General features: G+C 66.0%; 18 protein-coding genes. 1 reads left to right on the forward strand and 17 read right to left on the reverse strand.

Annotated elements, in window-relative coordinates:
- Positions 1-2: 2 nt before the first annotated feature.
- The 9 genes from XI08_RS01020 to hydA all read right to left on the reverse strand — a co-directional run bounded on the left by XI08_RS01020 (position 3) and on the right by hydA (position 11,706).
- On the reverse strand, positions 3-1,607 hold the full coding sequence (locus XI08_RS01020) for an ABC transporter substrate-binding protein (RefSeq protein ID WP_271572967.1): 1,605 nt from the start codon (positions 1,605-1,607) through the stop codon (positions 3-5).
- A 142-nt stretch (positions 1,608-1,749) separates the two neighbouring features.
- Positions 1,750-3,420 carry a nickel ABC transporter ATP-binding protein NikE gene (gene nikE / locus XI08_RS01025; RefSeq protein WP_271572968.1) on the reverse strand — a complete coding sequence of 557 codons (1,671 nt, stop codon included), beginning with the start codon at positions 3,418-3,420 and terminating at the stop codon, positions 1,750-1,752.
- Positions 3,417-4,265 carry an ABC transporter permease gene (locus tag XI08_RS01030; protein ID WP_271572969.1) on the reverse strand — a complete coding sequence of 283 codons (849 nt, stop codon included), beginning with the start codon at positions 4,263-4,265 and terminating at the stop codon, positions 3,417-3,419. The genes nikE and XI08_RS01030 overlap by 4 nt, the downstream gene beginning before the upstream one ends.
- Entirely contained in the window at positions 4,262-5,296 is a 1,035-nt protein-coding gene (locus XI08_RS01035; protein ID WP_271573073.1) for an ABC transporter permease, read from the reverse strand. The genes XI08_RS01030 and XI08_RS01035 overlap by 4 nt, the downstream gene beginning before the upstream one ends.
- 28 nt (positions 5,297-5,324) lie before the next feature.
- Positions 5,325-6,944 (reverse strand): ABC transporter substrate-binding protein, encoded by a 1,620-nt coding sequence (locus XI08_RS01040; protein ID WP_271572970.1) that lies wholly within the window; start codon positions 6,942-6,944, stop codon positions 5,325-5,327.
- Between the two features lie 119 nt (positions 6,945-7,063).
- Entirely contained in the window at positions 7,064-8,500 is a 1,437-nt protein-coding gene (locus XI08_RS01045; RefSeq protein WP_271572971.1) for an NAD(P)-binding domain-containing protein, read from the reverse strand.
- Positions 8,497-9,246, reverse strand: a complete 750-nt coding sequence (locus XI08_RS01050) for an SDR family oxidoreductase (RefSeq protein WP_271572972.1) — start codon at positions 9,244-9,246, stop codon at positions 8,497-8,499. The genes XI08_RS01045 and XI08_RS01050 overlap by 4 nt, the downstream gene beginning before the upstream one ends.
- Positions 9,246-10,220, reverse strand: coding sequence for an NAD-dependent epimerase/dehydratase family protein (locus XI08_RS01055; RefSeq protein ID WP_271572973.1), 975 nt, complete (start codon positions 10,218-10,220; stop codon positions 9,246-9,248). The genes XI08_RS01050 and XI08_RS01055 overlap by 1 nt, the downstream gene beginning before the upstream one ends.
- Before the next feature lie 16 nt (positions 10,221-10,236).
- Positions 10,237-11,706, reverse strand: coding sequence for a dihydropyrimidinase (gene hydA / locus XI08_RS01060; protein WP_271572974.1), 1,470 nt, complete (start codon positions 11,704-11,706; stop codon positions 10,237-10,239).
- 56 nt (positions 11,707-11,762) lie between these two features.
- Between hydA and XI08_RS01065 the strand changes: the two genes are divergently transcribed.
- Positions 11,763-12,425, forward strand: coding sequence for an aspartate/glutamate racemase family protein (locus XI08_RS01065; protein ID WP_271572975.1), 663 nt, complete (start codon positions 11,763-11,765; stop codon positions 12,423-12,425).
- Here the strand turns inward: XI08_RS01065 and XI08_RS01070 are convergent.
- The 8 genes from XI08_RS01070 to XI08_RS01105 form a co-directional block, all read right to left on the reverse strand.
- On the reverse strand, positions 12,422-13,090 hold the full coding sequence (locus XI08_RS01070) for a flavin reductase family protein (protein WP_271572976.1): 669 nt from the start codon (positions 13,088-13,090) through the stop codon (positions 12,422-12,424). The two genes, XI08_RS01065 and XI08_RS01070, sit on opposite strands and share 4 nt — an antisense overlap.
- Positions 13,091-13,095: 5 nt before the next feature.
- Positions 13,096-14,028 carry an N-carbamoyl-D-amino-acid hydrolase gene (locus tag XI08_RS01075; protein WP_271572977.1) on the reverse strand — a complete coding sequence of 311 codons (933 nt, stop codon included), beginning with the start codon at positions 14,026-14,028 and terminating at the stop codon, positions 13,096-13,098.
- 103 nt (positions 14,029-14,131) lie between these two features.
- Positions 14,132-15,814: a long-chain-fatty-acid--CoA ligase gene (locus XI08_RS01080; protein WP_271572978.1), complete on the reverse strand. Its 1,683-nt coding sequence runs from the start codon at positions 15,812-15,814 to the stop codon at positions 14,132-14,134.
- Complete coding sequence (locus XI08_RS01085; RefSeq protein ID WP_271572979.1) at positions 15,811-17,106, reverse strand: aminotransferase class III-fold pyridoxal phosphate-dependent enzyme; 1,296 nt, start codon at positions 17,104-17,106, stop codon at positions 15,811-15,813. Before XI08_RS01085 ends, XI08_RS01080 begins: the two co-directional genes overlap by 4 nt.
- A gap of 10 nt (positions 17,107-17,116) precedes the next feature.
- Positions 17,117-18,697 carry a hydantoinase B/oxoprolinase family protein gene (locus tag XI08_RS01090; protein ID WP_271572980.1) on the reverse strand — a complete coding sequence of 527 codons (1,581 nt, stop codon included), beginning with the start codon at positions 18,695-18,697 and terminating at the stop codon, positions 17,117-17,119.
- Positions 18,694-20,703 (reverse strand): hydantoinase/oxoprolinase family protein, encoded by a 2,010-nt coding sequence (locus XI08_RS01095; RefSeq protein WP_271572981.1) that lies wholly within the window; start codon positions 20,701-20,703, stop codon positions 18,694-18,696. Before XI08_RS01095 ends, XI08_RS01090 begins: the two co-directional genes overlap by 4 nt.
- Before the next feature lie 426 nt (positions 20,704-21,129).
- The gene (gene pdxR, locus XI08_RS01100) at positions 21,130-22,737 is read right to left on the reverse strand and encodes a MocR-like pyridoxine biosynthesis transcription factor PdxR (protein WP_271572982.1); all 1,608 of its coding nucleotides are present in this window, start codon (positions 22,735-22,737) and stop codon (positions 21,130-21,132) included.
- On the reverse strand, positions 22,724-23,254 hold the full coding sequence (locus tag XI08_RS01105) for a flavin reductase (protein WP_271572983.1): 531 nt from the start codon (positions 23,252-23,254) through the stop codon (positions 22,724-22,726). The genes pdxR and XI08_RS01105 overlap by 14 nt, the downstream gene beginning before the upstream one ends.
- Positions 23,255-23,262 lie beyond the last annotated feature (8 nt).

A 23,262-nucleotide genomic window follows, 5' to 3' on the forward strand; every position in this document is an offset into this window, starting at 1 on the left:
GATCATGCGGACTTCGATACGCCCCAGAAGAACGGCAACGGCCCCTTTGTGATGCCGGAGACGTTCTTGCGCCACGCCGTGTAGCTCAGGAAGAAGCCGGTCGGCGCATAGACGACGTCATCCATCGCCGCCTTGTTGAGGCGGTTGATGGTGGCCTTTTCCTCGTCGAGGTTCTTGGCCTCGAACCAGGATGTGACCTCCTTTTCGGTGCCGGCGCTGGTGGGCCAGCCGAACCAGGCCTTGTCGCCGTTGGCGCGAATGGCGGTGTACGGGGCCGGATTGATGCAGTCCGCACCCGCATGCCAGGTGTGGAACATGTTCCAGCCGCCCTGTCCCGGCGGCGTCTTCTGCGCACGACGGGAGCCGACCGTACCCCAGTCGGTCGCGACGAAATCGACATTCATGCCGAGCTTCTTCAGGAGGTCCGCGGTCACATCGCCCATCGCCTTGGTGATCGGCTGGTCCTGCGCCACGAGACACGTCACCGGCTGGCCGGAATAGCCGCTCTCGGCGAGCAGCTTCTTGGCCGCGTCGAGATCGCGCTTGCCCTTCAGGATCTCACCGCCCACTTCCGTGTAGAGCGGCGTATCCGGCGTGAAGTAGCCCGGCAGCGGTTTCCAGAGCGCGGTGTCGTCGCCGACGATCGCGCGCATGTAGTCTTCCTGGCTCAGCGCCAACAGCACCGCGCGCCGCGCCCGCACGTCGTTGAAGGGCGGATACAGGAAGTTCATGCGGAACGAGCCGACATTGCCGAGCGGATCGCCGATATCGACGCTGATGTTCTTGTTCTTCTTCAGGACCGGCACGAGGTCCGCGATCGGATTCTCCCACCAGTCGATCTCGCCATTCTGCAACGCGGCAGCCGCGGTGGCCGGATCCGGCATCACCACCCACTCGATGCGGTCGACCAGCATTTGCTTGCCGCCGGCAAGCCACGAGGACTTTTCCTGACGCGGCGCGTAGTCGGCGAACTTCTCGAACACCGCTTTCGCGCCGGGCACCCATTCGCCCTTGGCGAACTTCATCGGCCCGGAGCCGACATAGTCGGTGATCTGCTTGAACGGATCGGTCTGCGCAATCCGCTCCGGCATGATGAAGGCGCACGGCGAGTTGTTCTTGCCGAGCGCATAGAGCAGCTTCGGGAAGGGCTGCTTGAGCACCAACTTGAAGGTGCGGTCATCGACGGCGGTCAACTCCTGCTGGAGCGCCTTGATCATGAGCCCCATCGGATCGCGCGCCGACCAGCGCACAAGGCTCGCGACGACGTCCTTGCTCAGCACCGGCTCGCCGTCATGGAATTTGAGCCCTGATCGGAGCTTGAACGTCCAGGTCATACCGTCGTCGGTGACTTCCTCGGACTCGACCATCTGACGTTGCGGCTGGAGCGATGAATCGACGCCGTAAAGCGTGTCCCAGACCATCGCCGCGGCGTTGCGCACGACATATTGCGTGCCCCAGATCGGGTCGAAATTGGCGAGGTTGGCCTGCGGCACGAAGCGCAGGGTGCGCCCCGCTGCGCCCTGGGCGATCGCCGGGGCCGAAAGGCCACCCGTCAATGCCAGACCGCTCGCGCCAGCCAGTCCCTTCAATACGGTCCTGCGATCCATTAAGTCCTCCCAGTAATGCCGTGATGCCGGCCAATCATTGGCCAAGAGCAGGTGAAACCGAAGCCCATTGGCGTGCAAATGGTATGCCAGTAACCAGGCCTTCGCCAGCGGGATCTCACCGCCATTTTGGACGATCCTGGCCTCAAAGCGCCGCCGCCAGCGTCGGCCCGGTCTCGATATGGGGGATCGCCTCGACCAGCTTGCGCGTGTAGTCGGTCTTCGGATTGTCGAACAGCGCCCGGCTCTCGCCCTGTTCCACGATGCCGCCATTGCGCAGCACGATGGTACGATCGCAGAGCATGCGCACGACGTTGAGATCGTGGCTGACGAACAGCAGCGCGATGTCGTTCTCGCGCCGCAACCGGTCGAGCAGTTGCAGCACCACCGCCTGCACGGAGACGTCGAGCGCGGCGGTCGGCTCGTCCAGCACCAGAAGGCGGGGCCGGCACGCGATGGCGCGCGCAATGCCGACGCGCGCCTTCTGGCCGCCGGAGAGCTGGTGCGGAAATCGCGGCAAGAGATCGAGCGGCAGTCCCACGCGCTCGGCACATTCCTCGACCCGCGTGCGCAGCGCGTCGCCTGCCCGCATGCCGCCGAGCCGCATCAGGGGATGGGCGATGCAGTCGAAGGCGGTGAAGCGCGGGTTGAGGCTCTCGTTCGGGTCCTGGAAGACCATTTGAATGTCTTTGCGCAAGGGCGAGCGGTGAAAATCGCGCGACGCCACATGGCCGATCGACTGCCCGTCGAAGACGATGTCGCCCTCGCTCGGATCGATCAGGCGGCAGATCATCCGCGACGTCGTGCTCTTGCCCGAGCCGGACTCGCCGACGAGGCCGACGCTCTCGCCGCCGGCCATCGTCATCGAGAAGTCCGCGACCGCCGCAGAACCCTGGTCGAAACGTTTCGCAAGCTTGCGCACCTCCAGCAGCGGCGGCGTCCCGTGCGCGGGCTCGGGCCTGGGCTTGCTGACAAACGTCGCCTGGCGCTCCCGCTCCTCCTCCGTCACGAGATCCTCGATCCGCGACGTCGCGGTCGGCGATGCCGCCACGAGGCGCCTGGTGTAGGCGTGCTGCGGCGTGGAGAAGAGCGTCCTGGGACCAGCCTCCTCGACGATGCGTCCACGCTCCATCACCGCGATGCGGCGGCAATAGCGGGCCGCGAGCCCGAGATCGTGCGTGATCAGGATCGTCGCCATGCCCCGCGCAGCGGCGATGTCGGCCAGCAGGTCCATCACCACCTTCTGCGTGGTGACGTCGAGGCCGGTGGTCGGCTCGTCGGCAATCAGCAGCGCGGGATTGCAGGAGATCGCGATCGCGATCATGACGCGCTGGCACATGCCGCCGGAGAGCTCGTGCGGATAGGCGTTCATCCGCGTCTCGGGGTCGCGGATCTGGACGGCGCGCAGCAGCTCCAGCGCCTCGGCGCGCGCGGCGTCCTTCGATATCCGCTTATGCGTGAGGATCGCATCCGCGATCTGCAAGCCGATCGCCCGGATCGGATTGAGCGCCGCCCGCGGATTCTGGAAGATCATCGACATCGCGGCGCCCTGGAGCTGACGGAGATCGTCGCCCCGGAGTTTTGTCACGTCCTGCCCGCGAAACAGGATCTTGCCGCCGGTGACGCGCCCGGCCGCATCCAGCAGCCGCGTGGTCGCAAAACCGGTGACCGACTTGCCCGAGCCGCTCTCGCCGACGAGGCCGAGCATCTCGCCGGCCTTGACCGTGAGCGTCACGCCGCGCACGGCCTCGACCATGCCGCGCCGCGTCGAGAACGAGACGTGGAGATCGTCGATCCTGAGCAGCTCTTCGCTCATGTGCGCATGCGGGGATCGAGAATGTCCCGCATCCCGTCACCGAGCAGATTGAAGCAGAGCACGGCGAGCATCAGCGCGAGGCCCGGGAAGGCCACCAGCCACCACCGTCCGGTCGAGATGAAGCGCGCGCCCTCCGCGACCATGATGCCCCATTCCGGCGTCGGCGGCTTGACGCCAAGGCCGATGAAGGACAGGCCGGCCGCATTCAGAATGGCCCAGCCGAGGTTGAGCGAGATCTGCACCGCCATCGCCGGCAGGATGTTCGGCAGCAGGAAGCGCAGCACCACCGAGAAATGGCTCTCGCCGCAGGCGCGCGCGGCCTCGACCCAGCCGACATTGCGCCGGACGTTGACCTCGGCCCGCGCGAAGCGGATGTAGAAGGGAAGGTTGATGATCGCGGTCGCGATCACGATATTCTCGATCCGGTTGCCGAGGGCCGCGACCATCGCCATCGCCAGCACGAACAGCGGAAAGGCCATCATGACGTCGACGAAGCGGCCGACGCCACGATCGAGCCTGCCGCCGGCATAGCCGCAAAACGAGCCGACGACGGCACCGATCGCGAAGGATATGCCCACTGCCGAGACTGCTATGGCGAGATCGAGCCGCGCCGCGATGACGAGGCGGCTGAACACGTCGCGCCCGAGCTGGTCGGTGCCGGCGATGTGCGCCGCGCTCGGCGGCAGCAGCGCTTCCGAAACGTTGGAGGCCACGGGATCGTAAGGCACGATCCAGGGGCCGAAGATCGCAACCAGGATGAATAGCAGAACGCCGGTCGCGGCGACGGCCGAGAGCGGATTGCCGCGCAGGATCCAGACCGAATGACGGAGAGTGGCGCTGGTCATTCGATCGACACCCTGGGATCGGCGATGCCGTAGCAGACATCGACCACCAGATTGACCAGCACGAACAGGCTCGCCATCAGCAGCACGAAGCCCTGCACCGGCGCATAGTCGGAGGACAGCAGCGCATCGAGCGCGTAGGAGGCAACGCCCGGCCAGGAGAACACTTTCTCCACCAGGACGTTGGCGCCCAGCATGGTCGAGAACACGATGCCGGCGATTGTGATGACGGGAAGGATCGCGTTGCGCAGCGCGTAGGTGACGACGACCTTGCGCCAGGACAGTCCGACCGAGCGCGCGGTGCGCACGAAATCGCTGCCGAGCGACACCAACATCGAGGCGCGCGTGATCCGTGCCAGCGGCGCGATGACGAACAGGGCCATGCTCACGGCCGGCAGGACCAGCTGCTTGCAGGCCGCCCACCAGCCCTCGAAATCGCCGGCCAGCAGGAAATCGATCGACAGAAAGCCGGTGCGCTGCGGCGGCAGCGAGGTGAAGACGTCGATCCGCCCGGTGGGATCAGGCGCAAGCCCGAGCAGATAATAGAAGACATAGATCAGCAGCAGGCCCGAGACGAAAGTCGGCACGCAGACGCCGAGCGCGCAGAACAGCCGCACGCCGTGATCGACGATCAATCCCGGCCGCAGCGCCGCGACGACGCCGAGCGGCACCGCCGCGATCAATGCGATCAGGAGCGCGGTGAAGGTGAGCTCGAGCGAGGCCGGCAGCCGCTCGCGCAAATCCTTCAGCACGGGCTGCCCGGTCATCATGGAGCGGCCGAGATTGCCGTGGCCGATGTCGGAGAGATAGTACACGAGCTGCTCCGGCACCGGCCTGTTGAGCCCCATCTGCTTGCGGATCTGCTCGATCTCCTCCTTGCCGGCATTGGGTCCCGAGGCGAAGAACACCGCGGGATCACCGGGCAGGACGCGCATCAGGAGAAAGGTGAAGACCAGCACGCCGAACAGCGCCGGCAGCGACGACAGAAGCCGCCTGCCCGCCCGCACCATCGTTGCGCCAAGTCCGGTCATCACCATTCAGAGCCTCTCTCGTTTGCCGATCTCACTTGCGGCTGACGTCGCGATAATCCACTTGGCGATGGAACTCGTAGGTATAGCCTTCGATCGACGACGCCATCACCGCGTCCTGGTTGGGCTGCCACAGCGGGATCTGCGGCATCTCGCTGAAATGAATCGCGTTGAGCTTGCGGCCGTCCTCCTCGTACTTGGCCTTATCAGGCTCGAAGCGGGCTTCCTGCGCGATCGCGGCGATCTCGGGATTGTTGATGGAGCTGTAATTCCAGCGCTGATTGCCGGTGTAGAAGTTGCGGTAGAAATAGTCGGTCGAGGGCAGCCAGGCGACGATACCCTCGGTGAAGAACGGCAGCTTCTTCTCGTTGATCTGCGTCGACATCTGCGCATCCGGCAGCTTCTGAATGTCGACCTTGATCCCGATCTTCGCAAGCGATTCCTTCACCAGCGAAGCCATCGGCTCGGCCGTCGAGGCCTGGCCGACATTGAAGCTGAACGTGGTGGCAAAACCTTCGGGAAGGCCGGCGGCCTTGAGATATTCGCGGGCCTTGTCGAGATCGGTCTTCACCGGCGCCTGGAACGGATAGATGCCGTTCGCCGGCTTGCCGTCCGCCCAGGTCGCGCCGAACAGCGGCGCGCCGCGGCCGAACAGCGCGGCCTTGAACATGTCGTCATAGGGCAGCGCAAAGGCGATGGCGCGGCGGACATTGACGTTATCGAAGGGCGGGATCTGGTTGTTCATCGAGACGAAGGTGATCGCATTGTATTGCGGCGTCGAGATCACCTTGAGCTTGCCCTTGGCCTCGAGCGACTGCACGTCGCTGGCCTGGAGATCGACGACGATGTCGGCATCGCCGCGCTCGACCAGGTTGGCGCGGGTCGCCGGTTCCGGCACGGATTGCACGATCACGCGCTTGAAGAAGGCGGGCTTGTTGGCCGAACCGCGGTTCCAGGCTTCGTCGCGCTTGAGGATGACCTGCTCGCCCGGCTTGAAAGTCTCGACCACATAGGCGCCGCTGCCGGCGGTGTGCTCCTTGAGCCAGGCGGTGGCCCAGGGATCATCCGCGGTCGCATGCTCTTTCGCCAACTTCGAGTTGATGATCATGGGATAGACGGTCGCCAAATTCGGCAGCGCGAGCTTGTCGGGCTTCGGCAGCGTCACCTCGATGGTGAGCGGATCGATCACCTTGAACTGGTCGGCCGACGTCAAGGAGCCGGTCAGGAGCTGCGCCTTGCCGAGGATCGGCGCGGTGACGCAGCGGTCGAGCGACCATTTCACGTCCTCGGCCGTCACGGGCGAGCCGTCCTGGAACTTGGCGTCCTTGCGCAGGCGGAAGGTGAGCTTCAGTCCATCGGGACTGACGTCGTAGGATTCGGCAAGCTCGCCGGTGATCGTGTCGAGATCGAACACCCATTTGCCGTTGAGCTGCTTGCGGCCGAACGCCACCAGCCGGTCGTAGGTGCTCATGCTCAGCGCGAAGGACTCGCGCGTCGAGCCGGGGATGTTGGGATCGAGCGTGTTGACGGATGCGCCCGTCACATAGCGCAGCGTTTCCGCCCTGGTTTGGGCCTGCGAAGGCGCGTTCGCGATGAGCAGAAGCGCGACAGTGGCGAGCACGGAGGATGCCGGCCTGAAAGACACAAAACGCATTCGTTTTTCCCTGAATTTCGAAAGAGAACGCCAGCAAGGCAGGTTAAGAAACAAGCAAGTTGCGCGCCAGTCTCATGGTGCGCTGTTGGGGAGGCTTCGTCGCGGCGGCGCATGGATGATCATCGCGTTTCCCCCGATCTTCGCGCCGGTCGCGTGACCACGGCCTGCGGCACGTCATAGGCGCTGAGCGAAGCCCAATGCCGCGCAACATCGGCGCGGAACAGGCCGCGCGTCAGGCCGTGGACCAGCTTCGGGACGGCGGTCGTCATCGCGTTGATCGACGATCCCGACGGGCCGAAGCTCATGGAGGAGGCGATGGCGAAGAGATGGATGTCGGAAATCCACGGCGTCTCGCCGGCTACGCGCTCGGTGAAGGCGTAATCATCGGCGAGATAGGGAAAGCGGCCGAGCCGTTGGTTGCGCTCGCCCTCCGGCGGCTGATAGCGGTCGGCCCAGGTCGCGATGTTGCCGGCAAACCCGCTGAGCTCGCCGCGCCCGGCAAAGTTCATGTCGATCCCGGTGCCGCAGATGACGAAATCCGCCGCGATAGCGCCGCGCGGCGTCTGCAATTCGACGCCTTTGCCCGTCTCCCGGGCCGCCTCAACCGGCGCGCCCTCGTGCAATGTGAACTTGGCATGACGCGCGCAGCGATCATAGGTCGGCTGCGGAAAGCCTTCCCGCATTTCGAGGATGGTGCGCATGAAACGCCAGCGCCAGGCATCGTCGAGATCGCTGAGATGGCGCAGGAAGCCGCGAAAGGTCAGCCAGCGATAGGGCTGGATCACCTGGATCTGCGCGCGGCGGCACAGCAGATGCACCTCGGCGGCGCCCGCCTCCAGCGCGGTCGCCGCGTTGTCGAAGGCGGATGCGCCAGCGCCGATCACGGCAACCCGCTTGCCGCGAAGCTTTTCGAAATCGATGTCGTCGGCGACGGTCGCGACCGAACTCGCAGGCAGATCACGCAACTGCTCCGGGATTATCCAGTCGCCCATCCCCTCCTGCCCCGTCGCCAGCACGATCTTGCGCGCATAAAGCGTCTCGACTCCGTCTGCACGTTTTACGCGGGCGGCGAGCAGGCCATTGGACGCCGGCGCGATATCGAGAAGCTCGCAACCGTTGCGCACCGGCAATCCGATCGTGCGCCGCAGCCAGAGCAGATACTCGGCCCAATGACCGCGTTCGATCAGGCCGAGCTCCTGCCAGCTCTGCTTGCCGAAGCGGGCTTCGTGCCAGGACTGGTAGGTCAGGCTGGGAATATCGAGGTCCGGGCCGGTGTAGTCCTTCGGGCTGCGCAGCGTCGGCATGCGGGCATAGGTGAGCCACGGGCCCTCCTTCCCCTCCGCGGCCTTGTCGAGCAGCAGGATGTTGCTGACGCGGGAGCGCATCAGACCGAAGCCGATGGCGATGCCGGATTGGCCGGCACCGATGATGAGCACGTCCAGCGCCGGCTTGCCATCAGGCCCGATCTTCGGGTCGAGCCACGCCGCGCCCGGATGCGCGATCATGGCGAGATCGGCGCGAATATCGGCTTCGAGCTCTGTCAGCGCGTCACTCATGCCGCGAGCCAGCCTCCGTCGACCACCATCACGGTGCCTGTCGTGAACGAGGACGCATCGCTGGCGAGATGCAGCGCCGTCTGCGCGATTTCCTCCGCCTGGCCGAAGCGCTTCATGGCATGGCGGCTGCGGGAGGCTTCGCGCACCTCGTCCGAATTGGCGTGACGGGCAAAGCTGCGGCGGAGCATTGGCGTGTCGATCGCGCCCGGTGCGATCGCGTTGACACGAATGCCGTCGGTGGCGAAATCCACCGCCATCGTCCGCGTCAGGCTGACGATCGCGCCCTTGGCGGCGATATAGGCGCTGTTGCCCTTGCCGCCGGCAATCGCGAGCTGCGACGCCAGCGTGATGATCGAGCCGCTGTTCTGCCGCTGCATGTGAGGCACGGCGGCCCGCGCCCACAGCCAGGTGCCGCCGACATTGGCGCGGAACACCGCGTCCCAATCGTCCGGGCTCGTCGTCAGCACCGTGCCGCCGCAGGAGAAGCCGGCCGCGGTCATCAAGATGTCGAGCCGTCCATGCCGCGCTACGACATCACCGACAACGCTCTCGGCGAAACCGGCATCACCGACGTCGCCGACATGCGTCGTTGCCTCGCGCACGAGGCTCAGCGTTTCCTGAAGACCTGCGGCATCGCGATCGACCAAAGCAAGTTGGGCGCCCTCTTCCGCAAAAAGCTTTGCACTGGCGCGGCCGATGCCCGAGCCCGCGCCGGTGATGATGGCCGTGCGCCCCTGCAGCCGCATCAGATCGCCTCCTTGTGCTGCATCCACCAAGCGCTCATGGCAGCCGCGGACTCCGCACAGCCGAACCGCGCACGCCAGCCGAATTCATCGGCCATCCGCTTGACCGACAGCGGCGCGCGATCGGCGCCGTGCAGCCTGATGAACGTCTTCTCGCCCGGCGCCGCCAGCCGGCATTGCAGGCCGGGGTGCAGCGCCACAAAGGCCTCGCCCCATTGCAGGGCCGACCATGCCTCGCCGGTCGAGATGTTGTAGAGCCGGTGGCGCGGCCGCTCGGCTTCGATCAGCACCGCCACGGCTTCCGCCGCATCCGGAGCGTAGATCCAATCCTTGATCCCGGGTCCCGGCATGAGGGCCGGTTCGCCGCGAGCGAACTCGGCCAGAATCTGGAACTGGAGGCTCGGCGTGTCGCGTACCTTTCCGATCCGCTCCCACGGACCGAACACGGCGCTCAGACGGACGCTGAGGAAATCGCCGCCCCATAGCTCGGCCAGCCGTGCCACCGAGCGCTCCGAGGTGAACTTGCTGATCGCGTAGAACGAGACGGGATCGCACGGCGTCTCCTCGTCCAATACCGAATAGCGCTGTCCCGCCGCACCGTAGGCGGACGCGGACGAGAGGTTGACCACGCGTCGAACGCCACGACGGATCGCTGCGCTCAAGATCGGTATTTGAGCCATCACGTTGATCTCGAGGATGCTCGAGGTGGTGGACCGTTCGAGCTGGTCCCCGGCAGTTATGGCGGCCCCGAGAACGATCGTATCAAAGCCCTGCTTGACGAGCGCGTCGATCCTCTCGACGTCCGTGATCTCGCCCTGAACAACCGTGAGCCGGTCCCGGTAATCGACAAAGGATCGTTCCGCTCCCGGCGGCAATTGCTTGCGGTCATACAGCGTCACGTCATGACCGCGCGCGAGCAACACCTCCGCGAGATTGAGGCCGACAAAGCCGGTGCCGCCGAAGATGACGATCTTCATCGGGAGCGATCCACCGTCACAGCAGCTTCGCTCCAAAATTCCGCTCCGGATCCATGTCGGCGACGAGCCGGCCGGTGGGCTTGGCCGCCTCACCGCCGCTGCGCGCGAGGAACTTGCCGCTGCCGGCGCTCGCCAGGCACTTATTGCCGTCGATGATCACGCGGCCGCGCGACAACACCGACACAGGCCAGCCCTTGAGCTTGCGGCCTGCAAACGGCGTGTAGCCGGCAAGATCGTGCATCATCTCGTCGGCGATCACGGTCTCGCGGTTGGGATCCCAGATCGCGATATCGGCGTCGGCGCCGACCGCGATCGAGCCCTTGCGCGGATGCAGATTGTAGATCCTGGCCGGCGCGGTCGAAGTCAGCTCGACGAACTTTTCCAGGCCCAGCCGCCCCTTCGACACCATGGCGTCGAACAGCAGCGGCAGCCGCAGCTCCAGTCCCGGCAGGCCGTTGGCGACCTGCTTGAAGTTGGGATTGGGCCCCGCGCGCAGCTTGCCGGTTTCGTCAAAGCGATAGGGTGCGTGATCCGACGAGATGGTCTGGAGATCGCCGAGCGACAGCGCCTGCCACAGCGCCTCCTGGTCGGAATGCGTGCGCGGCGGCGGACTGCACATCCATTTGGCGCCGTCCGCGCCCGGCTTGTCGAGATCGGCGGCGGTCAGGAACAGGTATTGCGGACAGGTCTCGGCGAACACCTTGAGCCCCTGCCCGCGCGAGTCGCGGATCACCTTGGCGCCCTCGGCGGTCGAGACATGGAAGATCATGATCGGTTGGTCGATCAGCGCCGCCATGCCGATCAGCCGGGTGAAGGCTTCGGCTTCCGACACGCGGGCGTGGCTGACCGCGTGGTACTTCGGCAGCGTGTAGCCGCGCGCGAGCAGGCGCTTCACCATCCAGGCGATGATGCCGTGGTTTTCGGCGTGCGCGCACAGCATCGCGCCAGACTGCCGCGCGGCGAGGAGGATGTCGAGCAGCGGCTCGTCGTCGACCTTGAGCCGGTCATAGGTCATGAAGATCTTGATCGACGCATGCCCCTGCTTGACCAGCGCGGGAATGTGCTCCTCGACCGTCTCCCTGGTCGCGTCGGCAATGATCATGTGAAAGGCGTAGTCGATCACCGCGCCCTTCTTCGCCAGCGCGTGATAGTCCTCCACCACCTGCGGCAGCTTCATGCCGACGTGCTGGGCGGCGAACGGGATCACCGTGGTGGTGCCGCCGAACGCGGCTGAGACGGTCGCACTCTCGAACGTATCGGCATTCATGATGCCGGCCGCGGACAATTGCTCGATATGGGCGTGGCTGTCGACGCCGCCAGGCAGCACCAGCTTGCCGCGCGCGTCGATCTCGCGCTTGGCCGCCGGAAGGCCGCGACCGACGGCTGCGATGGTCTCGCCGGAGATGGCGACGTCGGCCTCGAACACATCCGTTGTGGTCGCGACGCGGCCGCCGCGAATGATCAGGTCGTAGGTGGGTTCAGTCATGAGGCACTCCGTGATAGGCTTGAGGCACGTGATCGCAATTTCGTAGAAAGACCAGCATGCCCCGGCCACGCATTCTCGTTATCAATCCGAACTCCAATCCCGCGGTGACGCAAGGGCTGGAAGATGCCTTGAAGCCGCTCGGTTTCGAGAGCGGGCCGGAACTGGTCTGCCAGAGCCTGGCCGAGGGTCCATTCGGCATTGAAAGCCAGGCCGACGTCGACGGCGTCGCGATGCCGCTGCGCCGGCTGGTGGAAAGCGACAACAGCTCGGCTGCCTTCGTCATCGCCTGCTACAGCGACCCCGGTCTTCAGGTCTGCCGCGAGGGCACCGACCGGCCGGTGTTCGGCATCGCCGAGTGCGGCGTGCTGACGGCGCTGGCCCGCGCAGAGACGTTTGGCGTCATCGCCATTGCCCAGCGCTCGATCCCCCGACACATGCGCTATCTCAGGCAGATGGGCCTGACCGACCGCCTCGCCGGCGAACGGCCGCTCAACATGAGCGTTGCGGAAACCGCCTCGGGCGAAGGCACGCTGGCCAAGATGATCGACATCGGCCGCGCGCTGCGCGACGAGGACGGCGCCCGCGCCATCGTGATGGGCTGCGCCGGCATGGCGCGCCATCGCCGCCCGCTGGAAGACGCGCTTCGTATTCCCGTGATCGACCCGACACAGGCGGCCGTCACCATGGCACTGGGTACGGTGCAGTTCTCGGCTCACTAGGCGTCCTTCGGCTCTTTGGCGTCCTGCCGCGCGAGCCATTGCGCGTGGCTCTCGCGCACGAGCGCGAACGTATCCCGCTGCGTCGTGTAGAGATTGCCGAACATGCGGCCGATCGGCCGGTAGGCGTCGAGATCGACATACATGTTGGCCTCGTCGACGAGGCCTTCGCGGGCGTGAATCCTGAGCACCTCGCCGACCAAAAGCTCGCGATCGGGCGAGAAGGTCATCACGACGTGGCGGCGGCATTCCAGCGCGAAGGGCGCCGCGGCAAGGCGCGGCACCTTCACATCGATGGAGGGCAGCGTGGCAAGCCCGGTCGCGACGACCTCGCTGTCGCCGGAGGGAAAATCGACCGCGCAGTCGTTCATCGCTCCCGACAGCGCCTCATCCACCATGTGAACCACGAACTCGCCGTCGCGATGGATGTTGCGGGTCGTGTCCTTCGGGCTGTGATCCGGCTTGTGCTGAAGCCCCAGCACGATCAGCGCAGGACTCTCGGAGAAGACGTTGAAGAAGCTGAACGGCGCGGCATTCACCACCCCGTTCTCGTCCAGCGTCGTCACCAGCGCGATCGGCCGCGGCACCACCACGCCGCAGAGCAGCTTGTAGCGATCGCGCGGATCGAGCTCGCGCAGGGGAATGCCCGATGAGTCCTTGCCTGCCATCGACGTCACTTCCCCGGCGGCGGCACCGCGCCGGTTTGGCTGGTGATCAGGCCATAATGCTCGATGCGGCGATGCCGGGCAAAATCGAAGATCGTGGTCTTGCCGAAAACGGTGGCATCGAGGTCGCAAGCGTGAACCAGAACCTCGTCGTCCTCCGTCCTCGCCTCGGCGACGATCTCGCCATTGGGATCGACGATCAGGCTGCCGCCGAACAGCGGATGTCCATCCTCATTGCCGGCCTTGGCCACCGCGACCACCCAGGTCGCATTCTGATAGGCGCCGGCCTGCACCGAGAGGCGGTTGTGAAACAGGCGCTTCTCGACGCCCTCCTCGCTCTTCTCCGCATTCACGGAGGGTGTGTTGTAGCCGATCAGCACCATCTCGACGCCCTGCAGGCCCATGACGCGATAGGTCTCGGGCCAGCGCCGGTCGTTGCAGATGGCCATGCCGATGATGCCGCCCAGCTCGCGCCAGACCCTGAAGCCGAGATCGCCCGGCTCGAAATAGCGCTTCTCCAGGTGCTGGTGGGAGCGCTTGGTGTCGTATTCCACGTGGCCCGGCAGATGGACCTTGCGATATTTGCCGACGATCTTGCCAGACTTGTCGGTGAGAACAGCGGTGTTGAAGTGATGGCCGTCGGGTGTCAGCTCCGCATAGCCGAAATTCATCGCCATCCGATGCTGCGCAGCGCGCTCGAACAGCGGTTTCGTTGCCGCACTCGGCATCTCGCGCTCGAACCAGTTGTCGAACTCGGCCCGGTCCTCCACGTACCAGCGTGGGAAGAACGTCGTCAGCGCCAGTTCCGGATAGACGATCAGGTCGGCGCCCTTGGCCTTGGCTTCGTCCATCAGCGCGATCATGCGCTTGACCACGGCCTCGCGGCTGTCGGCTTTCTGAATCGGGCCCATCTGGGCGGCGGCAACATTGACGATACGCATCAGCGATTTCCTGGTGATCTCTTGGGCGAAGCCGCAGCTTCGATGATTGTCTGACGCGCGCAGCATAACGCAGCCTCGCACCGAATTTCCAGCCGGGCACACCTCATGCGGTCCGCCCCCATTCGGCATCCTGAAGAAGACGCCAGTTGATCTTGTTGCTCGCGGTGCGCGGCAGGGAATCGACAAAGACCACGGCGCGCGGCGCCTTGTAGCTCGCCATGGCACCGCGCGCCCAGCCAACGATGTCGTCCGCCGATGTCGTCGCGCGCATCGCCTCGTCCAGCACCACCAGGGCCTTGACGGTCTCGCCGCGATAATCGTCCGGCGCAGAGACGATGCAGCACTCCCTGATGGCGCGGTTCTGGTACATCGCCGCCTCCACCTCCGCCGGCCACACCTTGAAGCCGCTGACATTGATCATCCGCTTGAGGCGGTCCACCGCAAAGAAAAAGCCGTCGGCATCGCGATAACCGAGATCGCCCGTGCGCAGGAACCGTTTGCCTGAGAGTTCGATGAACGCCTCAGCGTCGGCCTGCGGGCGGTTCCAGTAGCCTTGCAGCACCTGCGGCCCGTGCACGACGATCTCACCGACCACGTTGTCGTCCAGCTCGATCAGGCTCTCGGGATCGACGATCCTTGCATCCGTCTCCTGCACGGCGATGCCGAGGCACTGCCGCTTCGGCGCAGCCATCGGGTTGAGGTGCGTCGGCGACATGGTCTCGGTCATGCCGTAGCCCTCGACGAAATCGAGGCCGAAGCGTCCCTTCAGCCGCTCGGCCACCGCCGCCGGCATCGCAGCGCCGCCGCCTGTCAGCACCTTCAGCTTCGCAAAACACCGGTCGCGGAACCGGGCGCTTGCGAGGACGTCGACGATCATGGTCGGGGCTGCGTTCCAGAACGTCACGCCATAGGTCTCGAACAGATCGGGCAGCAGATCCTTGTCCCACCGCGCCATCAGCAGCAGCGTGGCGCCCGTCACCATCGCCGCATTCATCGAGCCCTGCATGCCCGCGACGTGGAACAGCGGCATGAAGCCGGTCATCACATCGCCGCCGCCGAGCCCGTACCAGCGGGCCTGCAGCACCGCGGTGAACAGCGCGCTGCGATGGCTGTGCATGCAGGCCTTGGGCTTGCCTGTCGTGCCCGACGTATAGGGCAGGATCATCAGATCGTCCGGCCCCGCGGTCATTGCGCCGGGCCGCAAGCCTTGCGCGATTGCGTTCGACCAGGAATGCCAGCCCGGCGACGACGGCACCTCCGTCGACGCTTCGGTCACGCAGGACGGCAGCGTATAGGGGGGCGCGACCGGAACCTCGTCGCGATACTGCGCGACGATCGCATGAGTGATGGCGTTACCCACCAACGGCGCAAACACGTCGCCCAAATCGCTGCCGAGGATCGCAACCCTGGCGCCGCTGTCCGATGCCAAATACGCGATCTCGACGGTCCTGTTCATGGGGTTGACCGGCACGATCACGGCATCCGCCCGCATCACCGCATAATAGGCGATGACATATTGCGGCGAATTCTGAAGCGCGATCATGACGCGGTCGCCACGCTTCACGCCGCAAGCACCCTGCAGGAAACCCGCCAAGGCGTCGACGCGCTCGCGCAGCTCCGCGTAGCTCAGGCTCGCGCCGTAGAATACCGTCGCCGAATGGGACGGCCGGTCATTCGCCGCGCGTGCCAGCGCGTCGTAAAGGGTCCCCTCCGGCATCGCGAGATGCCAGGGCTCATCCGCCGGCCAGGCCGGCGAGCGATGGGGTGTTGCGTGGTCCGCGCTCACCCGTGCTCCTCGTCGGCAATATCGAGGCCGTGGTCGAGCGCATCGAGCAGCAGCGTAGCCTCGCGCTCGGAGATAACCAGCGGCGGCGCCAGGAACAGTGAGGTCTGCTCGCCGCTGGTGCCGATCACCGCGCCGGCCTCCAGCGCTCGCTCCGCCACACGCGAGGCGATCGGCACCTCGGTGGTGTCGGCATGCCAAGTGCGCCAGTCCGGACCGTGCAGCTCGACCGTCCAGTGCAGTCCCTGCCCCGCCACGCGCTGCACGCTCGGATGTTTCTGCGCGATCGCGAGCAGGCGGCGGGTGAACAGCTTTTCGAGGCTCGCTACGTGATCCAAAATCCTGTCGTCGCCGACGACCTTCAAATAGGCGCTGACGGCGGCCATGCTGATGGGATGACCGCGCAGCGTGCCGTAATTCTGCCAGCTCGTGCCCTTGAGCCGCTCGACGATATCTTTCGACACCACGACTGCGGCCACCGCTGCCGCGCCGCCGCCGAGCGACTTCCCGAGCGTGACGATGTCGGGGCGGCTTTCGGCTCCCTGAAATGCGAACCAGCGTCCCGCGCGCCCCGCGCCGGTCACGACCTCGTCCGCAATCCAGTACGAGCCCGCCTGCCGCGCGCAGCGCGCCACCTCGTCCTGATAGGCGCCGTCGTAATAGATGCCACCTTGCGTGTAGTCGATGATCGTCGCCGCCGTGTCGGAGAGCAGGCGCGGGGCATCCGCGAGATATTCGCTCGGCGGCGTATTGTTGGCCGGCGCGCCGTAGATCGCGCCATCCGGCGCTGCCAAAATCCGTACCGGCGCCATCGGAGCCGGCAGCTGCGAGCCGCCTGAGTGCACCGCCAGCCCGCCATGCCATTGCGGCTGCACGGTCATGCTGCGCGACAGGCCGGTGATGCCGTGATAGGCGCGCTCGCGCGTTGCCAGTGCCGAACGCTGCGTCAGCGCCTGGCAGAGCGAGAGCGCCATGTCGTTGGCCTCGCTGCCGCTGATGCAGAAGCGGACCGCGCCAACCCAATCCTCTTCACCCCTGAACGCGGTGGCCATCAGGTCGTCGGCGGCCTGTTCGCGGCCGACCCAGGTCCACCCTTCGTTCACGACCGGCGTATCGGCTGCGCGGCGGATCGCCTCCACCATCGCGGGATGACGATGCCCGAGACCGCCGCCGGTGTTGCTGCCGTCGATGAGCTTGCGGCCGTCCGCGAGGTGAAAGTAGACACCCTCGCCGCCGACCACGGCCATGGGTGCGCTCTCGCCCGCATTCAGCCCGGTTCGCAACAATTTGCTCATCGCAATCCCCTCACTCCGCAGACGCGGCGCCGCAGCCACCGCCACCGCACATCTCGATCGTGACGAGATCGTCCTGCTGCAACACCAAATTTGATTTGCCGTCGATCGCAACGTTCGCGCCCCGCCGGAGCAGCGAGATGCGGCAGGCCTTGCCGGCCTCGCCGCCCCGCATGCCGAACGGCGCAATCACCATGCGTTCGATGCAGGTGGTCAGGTGCATCGAGGGTGCGAGGATGCGATAGGTGCGGACGGAGCCGTCACCGCCGCGATGAGCCCCCGCGCCGCCGGACTGCCGGCGAATGGCTTGCTGCTCGAGGCGGATCGCGTAGCTCGCCTCGATCACCTCGACCGGCGTGTTCGACGTGTTGGACAGATGCACGCGGGTCGCCGACATGCCGGCCCGATCGTGCCGCGCGCCCTCGCCGCCGCCATGGACCTCGTAGAGCATCTTCCAGGAACCGTTCGGCCGCGGTTCGGCAAAGAACAGCACGCCGGCGGTGGTCGCGCCGCCGGCCGACAGCCGCTCGGGAATCGTGTCCTGCATCGCGCGGAAGATCGCGTCGACGATGCGCATGGAGGTCTCGTGGTTGCCGGCGGCAACCGACGCCATCCAGCCCGGCTCCAGGATCGAGCCCGGGCGCGTGATGATGGTTAGGGGCCGGAGTGCACCCGCATTCTGGTTCATGTCGCGTCCGCTCATGATGCGCGCGGCATAGGCGACAGCCGAGCGCGCCATGAACGGCGTCGTGTTGCAGAAGTTCGAGACGCGGTCGCAGCTTCCTGACAGGTCGAAGGTCGCCTCGTCGCCTGCGATGGTGATCTTGACGTGGATCCGCGCCGGCGCGTTGTTGACGCCGCCGTCGTCGAGGTAATCCTCGCCTTCGTAGACGCCATCCGGCAGCGCGCGCAGCGCCTTGCGCATCTCGATCTCGGAGAGATCGTGCAGGCGCGACTGCGTCGCCGTGAAGACCGCCTTGCCGTGCTCGCGACAGAGCTCGACGATGCGCTTCTCGCCGGCCTTGGTCGCCGCGATCTGCGCGAGCAGATCGCCCTCGCAGGACTCAGGGTCGCGAACGTTGGCCTTGAGCAACTGCACGATCGGGGCGTTGACGCCGGCCGCAGTCGCGATCAGCACCGGCGGAATGCGCATCGCCTCCTGGAACGTGTCGATGGCTTTCGCAAAATAGCTGCCGGGCCAGGTGCCGCCGATATCGGGCCAGTGCGCGAGGCTGACCGCGAACGCCACGATCTCGCTGTCGACGAAGACGGGGCGCACGACCTTGACGTCGTTGAGATGATTGCCGCCGAGCGCGCCGACATTGTAGATCAGCACGTCACCGTCGTTCAGGGTCTCGATCGGCACGACCTTCAGAAGTTCCGGAACGGTGTAGGCCATCGCGCCGAGATGGATCGGGATGTCGCGACCCTGCCCGACCAGGCCGCCGCGACCGTCCGTAATCGCGGACGACAGGTCGCCGGCCTCGCGCAACAGCGGCGAGCGCGCCGAGCGCGTCATCACCAGGCTCATCTCTTCGGCCGCGGCGGAAAGCCCGTGCCTGATGACTTCGACGACGAACGGGTCGAGCTTCATGCGTCCCTCCGCGTCAGGAACAGATTGCCGGCGGCGTCTGGCCTCGCTTGCCAGCCGGGTGGCACGACCACTGTTGACCACGCATCCTCAATGATGGCCGGACCGCTGACGGTCTCCGTGAGCGAAGCGCGGTCGATGATCGCTGTCGCGATATCGTGGAAGCCGTCGAACGAGCAGCTCCGCTTGCCTGACGACACCGCCCTCGCCGCCGTCGCCGGCCGGCTGACGACAGTTGTCGATGGGCGGCGGGCCTGCACCCGCACGGACTCGATGACGCAGGGCTCGCCGGTCGCGTAGCCGAACAGCTCGTGATGCCTCGTCAAAAAGTCCTTCTTCAGCCGCGCCACGTCGAGCGGCAGTGCAAACGGCACCGGAATGGCGTCGTTCTGCGCCGCGTAGCGCATCAAGGCTACCAGCTCGACCTGGATCTCCGCCTTCGCAACCCCATTCGCGATGAGCGGTGCCGACGCATCGGCGATCAACGTCCCGATCCGTTCCGACACGCGCGCGAGATCGATGCCATCGAGCGCCGCGCGAAAGGTCTGCTGCTGGAGGAAGCTGAAATCGGCGGTGAGGCAGCCCAGCGCCGAGAACGCGCTCGATGCGCTGGGCACGACGACCGCTGCAATCCCGTAGAGATCGGCAAGGCCCGCGGCGTGCATCGGGCCGCCGCCGCCGAAGGCGAGCAGCGTGCAGTCGCGCCCGTCGATGCCGCGCTCGACGGTGACGCGGCGAAGCGCGCGGGCCATCGTGGCATTCGCGACCTTGATGATGCCGAGCGCCGTCTCGGTCAGGCTCAATCCAAGTGCGCGGGCGATCGGGGCGATGACATCAGCGGCGGCCTTGATGTCGATCCCGATGCGGTCGCCGAGTTTTGTTTCGGGATTGAGATAGCCGAGCACCGCGTTGGCATCCGTGATCGTCGGCTCGGTGCCACCACGGCCGTAGCAGGCCGGCCCCGGCTCGGAGCCTGCGCTCTCCGGCCCGACCGTCAGGCCACCCGGACCGTTGCGCACGATCGATCCGCCGCCGGCACCGATGGAATGAACCGCGAGCATCGGCTGGCGCAGCGGCTTGTCGCCGAGCATGCGGCCGTCGGTCATCTCGGCCTGGCCGTCCACGATCAGGCAGACGTCGGTCGTGGTGCCGCCCATGTCGAAGGTCAGCATGCGCGACGTGCCGAGCTGACGCGCGATGCTGACGGAGGCCGAGACGCCCGCCGCGGGGCCCGACATCGCCATCACCAGCGGCCGCCGCTTCACCGCGGAAATCGGGATCATCGCGCCGGCCGAGTGGAACACCTGCAAGCCGGGGCCGATCGGCAGCCGCTGTTCCAGCTCGCTCAGATATTCCACCGCGATCGGCATCGCGGCCGCGTTGAACACGGTTGCCGAGGTCCGCTCATATTCGCGCGCCTCGGGATTGACCTCGTGCGACAGCGAGACATGGGCGACGACGTCCTTGAGACGCTCGCCGAGCATTTTTTCGTGCACCGGGTTGGCATAGGCATGCAGCAGGGCCACCGCGACGCTCTGCACGCCGGTCTGTTTCAGCCACGCCACCAGCCGCTCGATCTCGGCGTCCTGAAGCGCCTTCAGCACCCGACCTTCGTGATCGAGGCGCTCGGCGAGCCCGAAACATCGTTCCGGCGGCACCAGGGGCGGCGATTTTGGCGGAATGTCGAGACGATAGAGATCGCGGCGGCGATAACGCGCGATCTCGAGCACGTCGGCAAAGCCTTGGGTCGCAACCAGCGCCACCTTCGGCAGCCGGCCCTCGACGATGGCGTTGGTGACGCGCGTGGTGCCGTGGACGAAGCGCTTGACCTCGCTCTTGCGCAGGCCCACCGCCTCGATGGCCTCGAGCATCGCCTGAACGGGCGCCTGCGGGCGCGACGGCACCTTCGCGATCCGTGCCTCCGCGGAGCCACGCCGGATCGCGATGATGTCGGTGAAGGTGCCACCGATATCGGTGCCGACTTCCCAGTGATTTTCGGATTCGCTCATGTGCAGGGTCAGCTACGGATGACGTCCTGACCGGACGCCGGGTCCTTCCCGTCCATCGCAACGTCCAATGCCAAACCGAGACCGCTCATCATGCATCCCCTGTCATGCCACCATGAGCGAGCGTGCGACAGAGCGATGGGCGCGGGATAGGGCCAGAGTTGTCGCAAACCACTAGACCAGCGCGCGAGCGACGCCGCGCACCGCGCCACCTGCTGCACGTTTTGGTGCAACGCTGCCCGCACAAGGAGCACGTCAACGAGGACTGTTCCACGCGGGAAAAGTGCAGCGCACCACGGATTTCTCCGCACAAATCATGACGCCTGCTGCACCGCAATCGGAGCGCTCAGAATCGTCTGTCTAATTTGCAGGCGATCGAACGGTACCGCGGGATATTCGCCTGCCTATGAGCTATGCATGGCGGTCGGCTCAGCCTCTCTTTATTGTACGAACAGTCAGAGACGATATTGCCGGGTCGGATGGTGCATTGCGGCGGCCGCTGCCGATGCAAGCCGCGATTCTCGCAAGCAGCGGAGATGCATCCTCGACGCGCAGCCGCCCGTAGCCGAACACCAGGCCTTGCAGCGTCGGCTGCGCCAGAAAATTCTGCGACAGTGGCTGCACGTGGATGCCGGCCTGCTTCAGGACCGCAGCCGCCTCGCGATCACTCATCCGCGCCCGCATCGCATCAGTGAACAGCGCCACCAGATGCAGTCCCGTCACCGCCGCGGACACGGACAGATCGTCAGGCATCAGCGCGGCGATCGCGTCGATCAACGCCTTTCGCCTGACGGCGTAGACCCGGCGCATGCCGCGCAGATGCCGCAGCAGATGCCCCTCCCGCATGAACTCCGCCAGCGCCAGCTGACCGACGCCGGAGGTGTGGACGTCGATCCGCGCGCGGCCCCGGGAAAACCCATCGATGAAATGCCTGTTGGCGACGATGTAGCCGAGCCGCAAGGCCGGCATCATGATCTTCGAGAAGGTGCCGAAATAGATCACCCGCCCCTCGCGATCGAGCGAGCGCAAGGAGGCGATCATGCTGTCCTGATGCCTGAACTCCGAATTGTAGTCGTCCTCGATCACCCAGACATCGTTCTTGTTGGCCCAGTCGAGCATCTCGAGACGCCGCTCCAGCCCCATGCTGACGCCGAGCGGGTACTGATGCGACGGCGTGACCACGATCAGCCGCGCCCCCGGCGCGCGCCTGATCCCTTCCGAGACGACCAGCCCCTTGTCGTCGACCGGAACCGGAACCAGCTTCGCGCCGGCCGCCGTGAGGGCCCATCGCGCCTCGACAAAGCCGGGCTCCTCGACCCAGACCTCGTCGCCGGGATCGAGGATCATTCGGCTACAGAAATCGAGCGCCCCCGACGTGCCTGACGTGACGACAACCTCCTCCGGCGAGCAGACCAGGCCGCGCACCGAGCCGAGGAAATTTGCAATCTCGCTGCGCAGCCGCGGATGACCTTCGGGCGGGAGATCGAGGCACTCCTGCTCGCGCGGATTTTGCCAGGCCTGGCGCAGCAGGCGCGACCAGTCCTTGAAGGGGAACGTCGAGATATCGGGTGCGCCGGGACTGAACTCCGACGGCCAGTTGGTCTCGTAGTCGAAGGCGAGCAGCGATTGCCAGCGCTTCGACATATGGGCGGGCGCGGCCGCGGGCGAGGCGACCGACGTCAGCTCCGCATGTGGTGTTGCGACTGATGCCACCATGACGCTGCCGCGCGGGGTCGATTCAAGATAGCCTTCGGCGTAGAGCAGGTCCCACGCGGTCAACACCACCGTGCGCGAGCAGCCCAACTCCCGCGCGATCTCGCGCGATCCCAGAAATTGCGTTCCGGCCGGAAAGACGCCGCGCAGAATGCAGCCCCTTATGTGGGCCGCGATCTGCAAGTGCAGCGGCACGGCCGACGTCCGGTCGATATGCATCCCGGCGAGAGATACGCGCTTGTTCGGTTGACGGCTCTTGTCCATCGCGCAGAGGTGACTGTTGGAACGGCCGGCGATCGCCAGCCTCACCTCAGGATGCGTCAAGAGCGGATTCGGGTCCAGCCTCGGCTGGATCGGTCACCCCGACCGTGTGGTAGGTGCGGCCGAAATAGATCAGATTGTCGGTGCAGCTGGATCTTTGCAGGGCCACGACGCGGCAGAACAGCACGTCATGCGTGCCGACGTTGACGATATCGGCAATCCGGCAGTCGAACGCCGCGGCGCAGTCGGCCAGCACCGGCGCACCGGTTGCGAGTGTCGACCACGCGGCCGCGGCAAACCGTTCCTCGGCGGGCACCTTGCCGCCGAACAGCCGGGACAGCGGCTCGTGCCGGGCCGCGAGCACGTTGACGCACACCACCTCGTTGCGCGTCACGCTGGCATAGGCCGAGGACGCGCGGTTGATGCAGACCAGGAGCGTCGGCGGATCGTCGGTGACGCTGCAAATCGCGGATGCGGTAAATCCCGCGCGACCCGCGCTGCCGTCGGTCGTCACGATGTTGACGGCCGCGCCGAGACAGGCCATCGCATCGCGGTAGTCCTGTGGGGCCACGTCCTGCATCGGCGTCC

The sequence above is a fragment of the Bradyrhizobium sp. CCBAU 11361 genome (assembly GCF_028128935.1).
GTDB classification, from domain to species: Bacteria; Pseudomonadota; Alphaproteobacteria; order Rhizobiales; family Xanthobacteraceae; genus Bradyrhizobium; species Bradyrhizobium niftali.

Coding starts and splice junctions, on each gene's coding strand:
- XI08_RS01020 (WP_271572967.1), bottom strand. CDS start 1,607: ATGGATCGCAGGACCGTATTGAAGGGACTGGCTGGCGCGAGCGGTCTG.
- nikE (WP_271572968.1), bottom strand. CDS start 3,420: ATGAGCGAAGAGCTGCTCAGGATCGACGATCTCCACGTCTCGTTCTCG.
- XI08_RS01030 (WP_271572969.1), bottom strand. CDS start 4,265: ATGACCAGCGCCACTCTCCGTCATTCGGTCTGGATCCTGCGCGGCAAT.
- XI08_RS01040 (WP_271572970.1), bottom strand. CDS start 6,944: ATGCGTTTTGTGTCTTTCAGGCCGGCATCCTCCGTGCTCGCCACTGTC.
- XI08_RS01045 (WP_271572971.1), bottom strand. CDS start 8,500: ATGAGTGACGCGCTGACAGAGCTCGAAGCCGATATTCGCGCCGATCTC.
- XI08_RS01050 (WP_271572972.1), bottom strand. CDS start 9,246: ATGCGGCTGCAGGGGCGCACGGCCATCATCACCGGCGCGGGCTCGGGC.
- XI08_RS01055 (WP_271572973.1), bottom strand. CDS start 10,220: ATGAAGATCGTCATCTTCGGCGGCACCGGCTTTGTCGGCCTCAATCTC.
- hydA (WP_271572974.1), bottom strand. CDS start 11,706: ATGACTGAACCCACCTACGACCTGATCATTCGCGGCGGCCGCGTCGCG.
- XI08_RS01065 (WP_271572975.1), top strand. CDS start 11,763: ATGCCCCGGCCACGCATTCTCGTTATCAATCCGAACTCCAATCCCGCG.
- XI08_RS01070 (WP_271572976.1), bottom strand. CDS start 13,090: ATGGCAGGCAAGGACTCATCGGGCATTCCCCTGCGCGAGCTCGATCCG.
- XI08_RS01075 (WP_271572977.1), bottom strand. CDS start 14,028: ATGCGTATCGTCAATGTTGCCGCCGCCCAGATGGGCCCGATTCAGAAA.
- XI08_RS01085 (WP_271572979.1), bottom strand. CDS start 17,106: ATGAGCAAATTGTTGCGAACCGGGCTGAATGCGGGCGAGAGCGCACCC.
- XI08_RS01090 (WP_271572980.1), bottom strand. CDS start 18,697: ATGAAGCTCGACCCGTTCGTCGTCGAAGTCATCAGGCACGGGCTTTCC.
- XI08_RS01095 (WP_271572981.1), bottom strand. CDS start 20,703: ATGAGCGAATCCGAAAATCACTGGGAAGTCGGCACCGATATCGGTGGC.
- XI08_RS01105 (WP_271572983.1), bottom strand. CDS start 23,254: ATGCAGGACGTGGCCCCACAGGACTACCGCGATGCGATGGCCTGTCTC.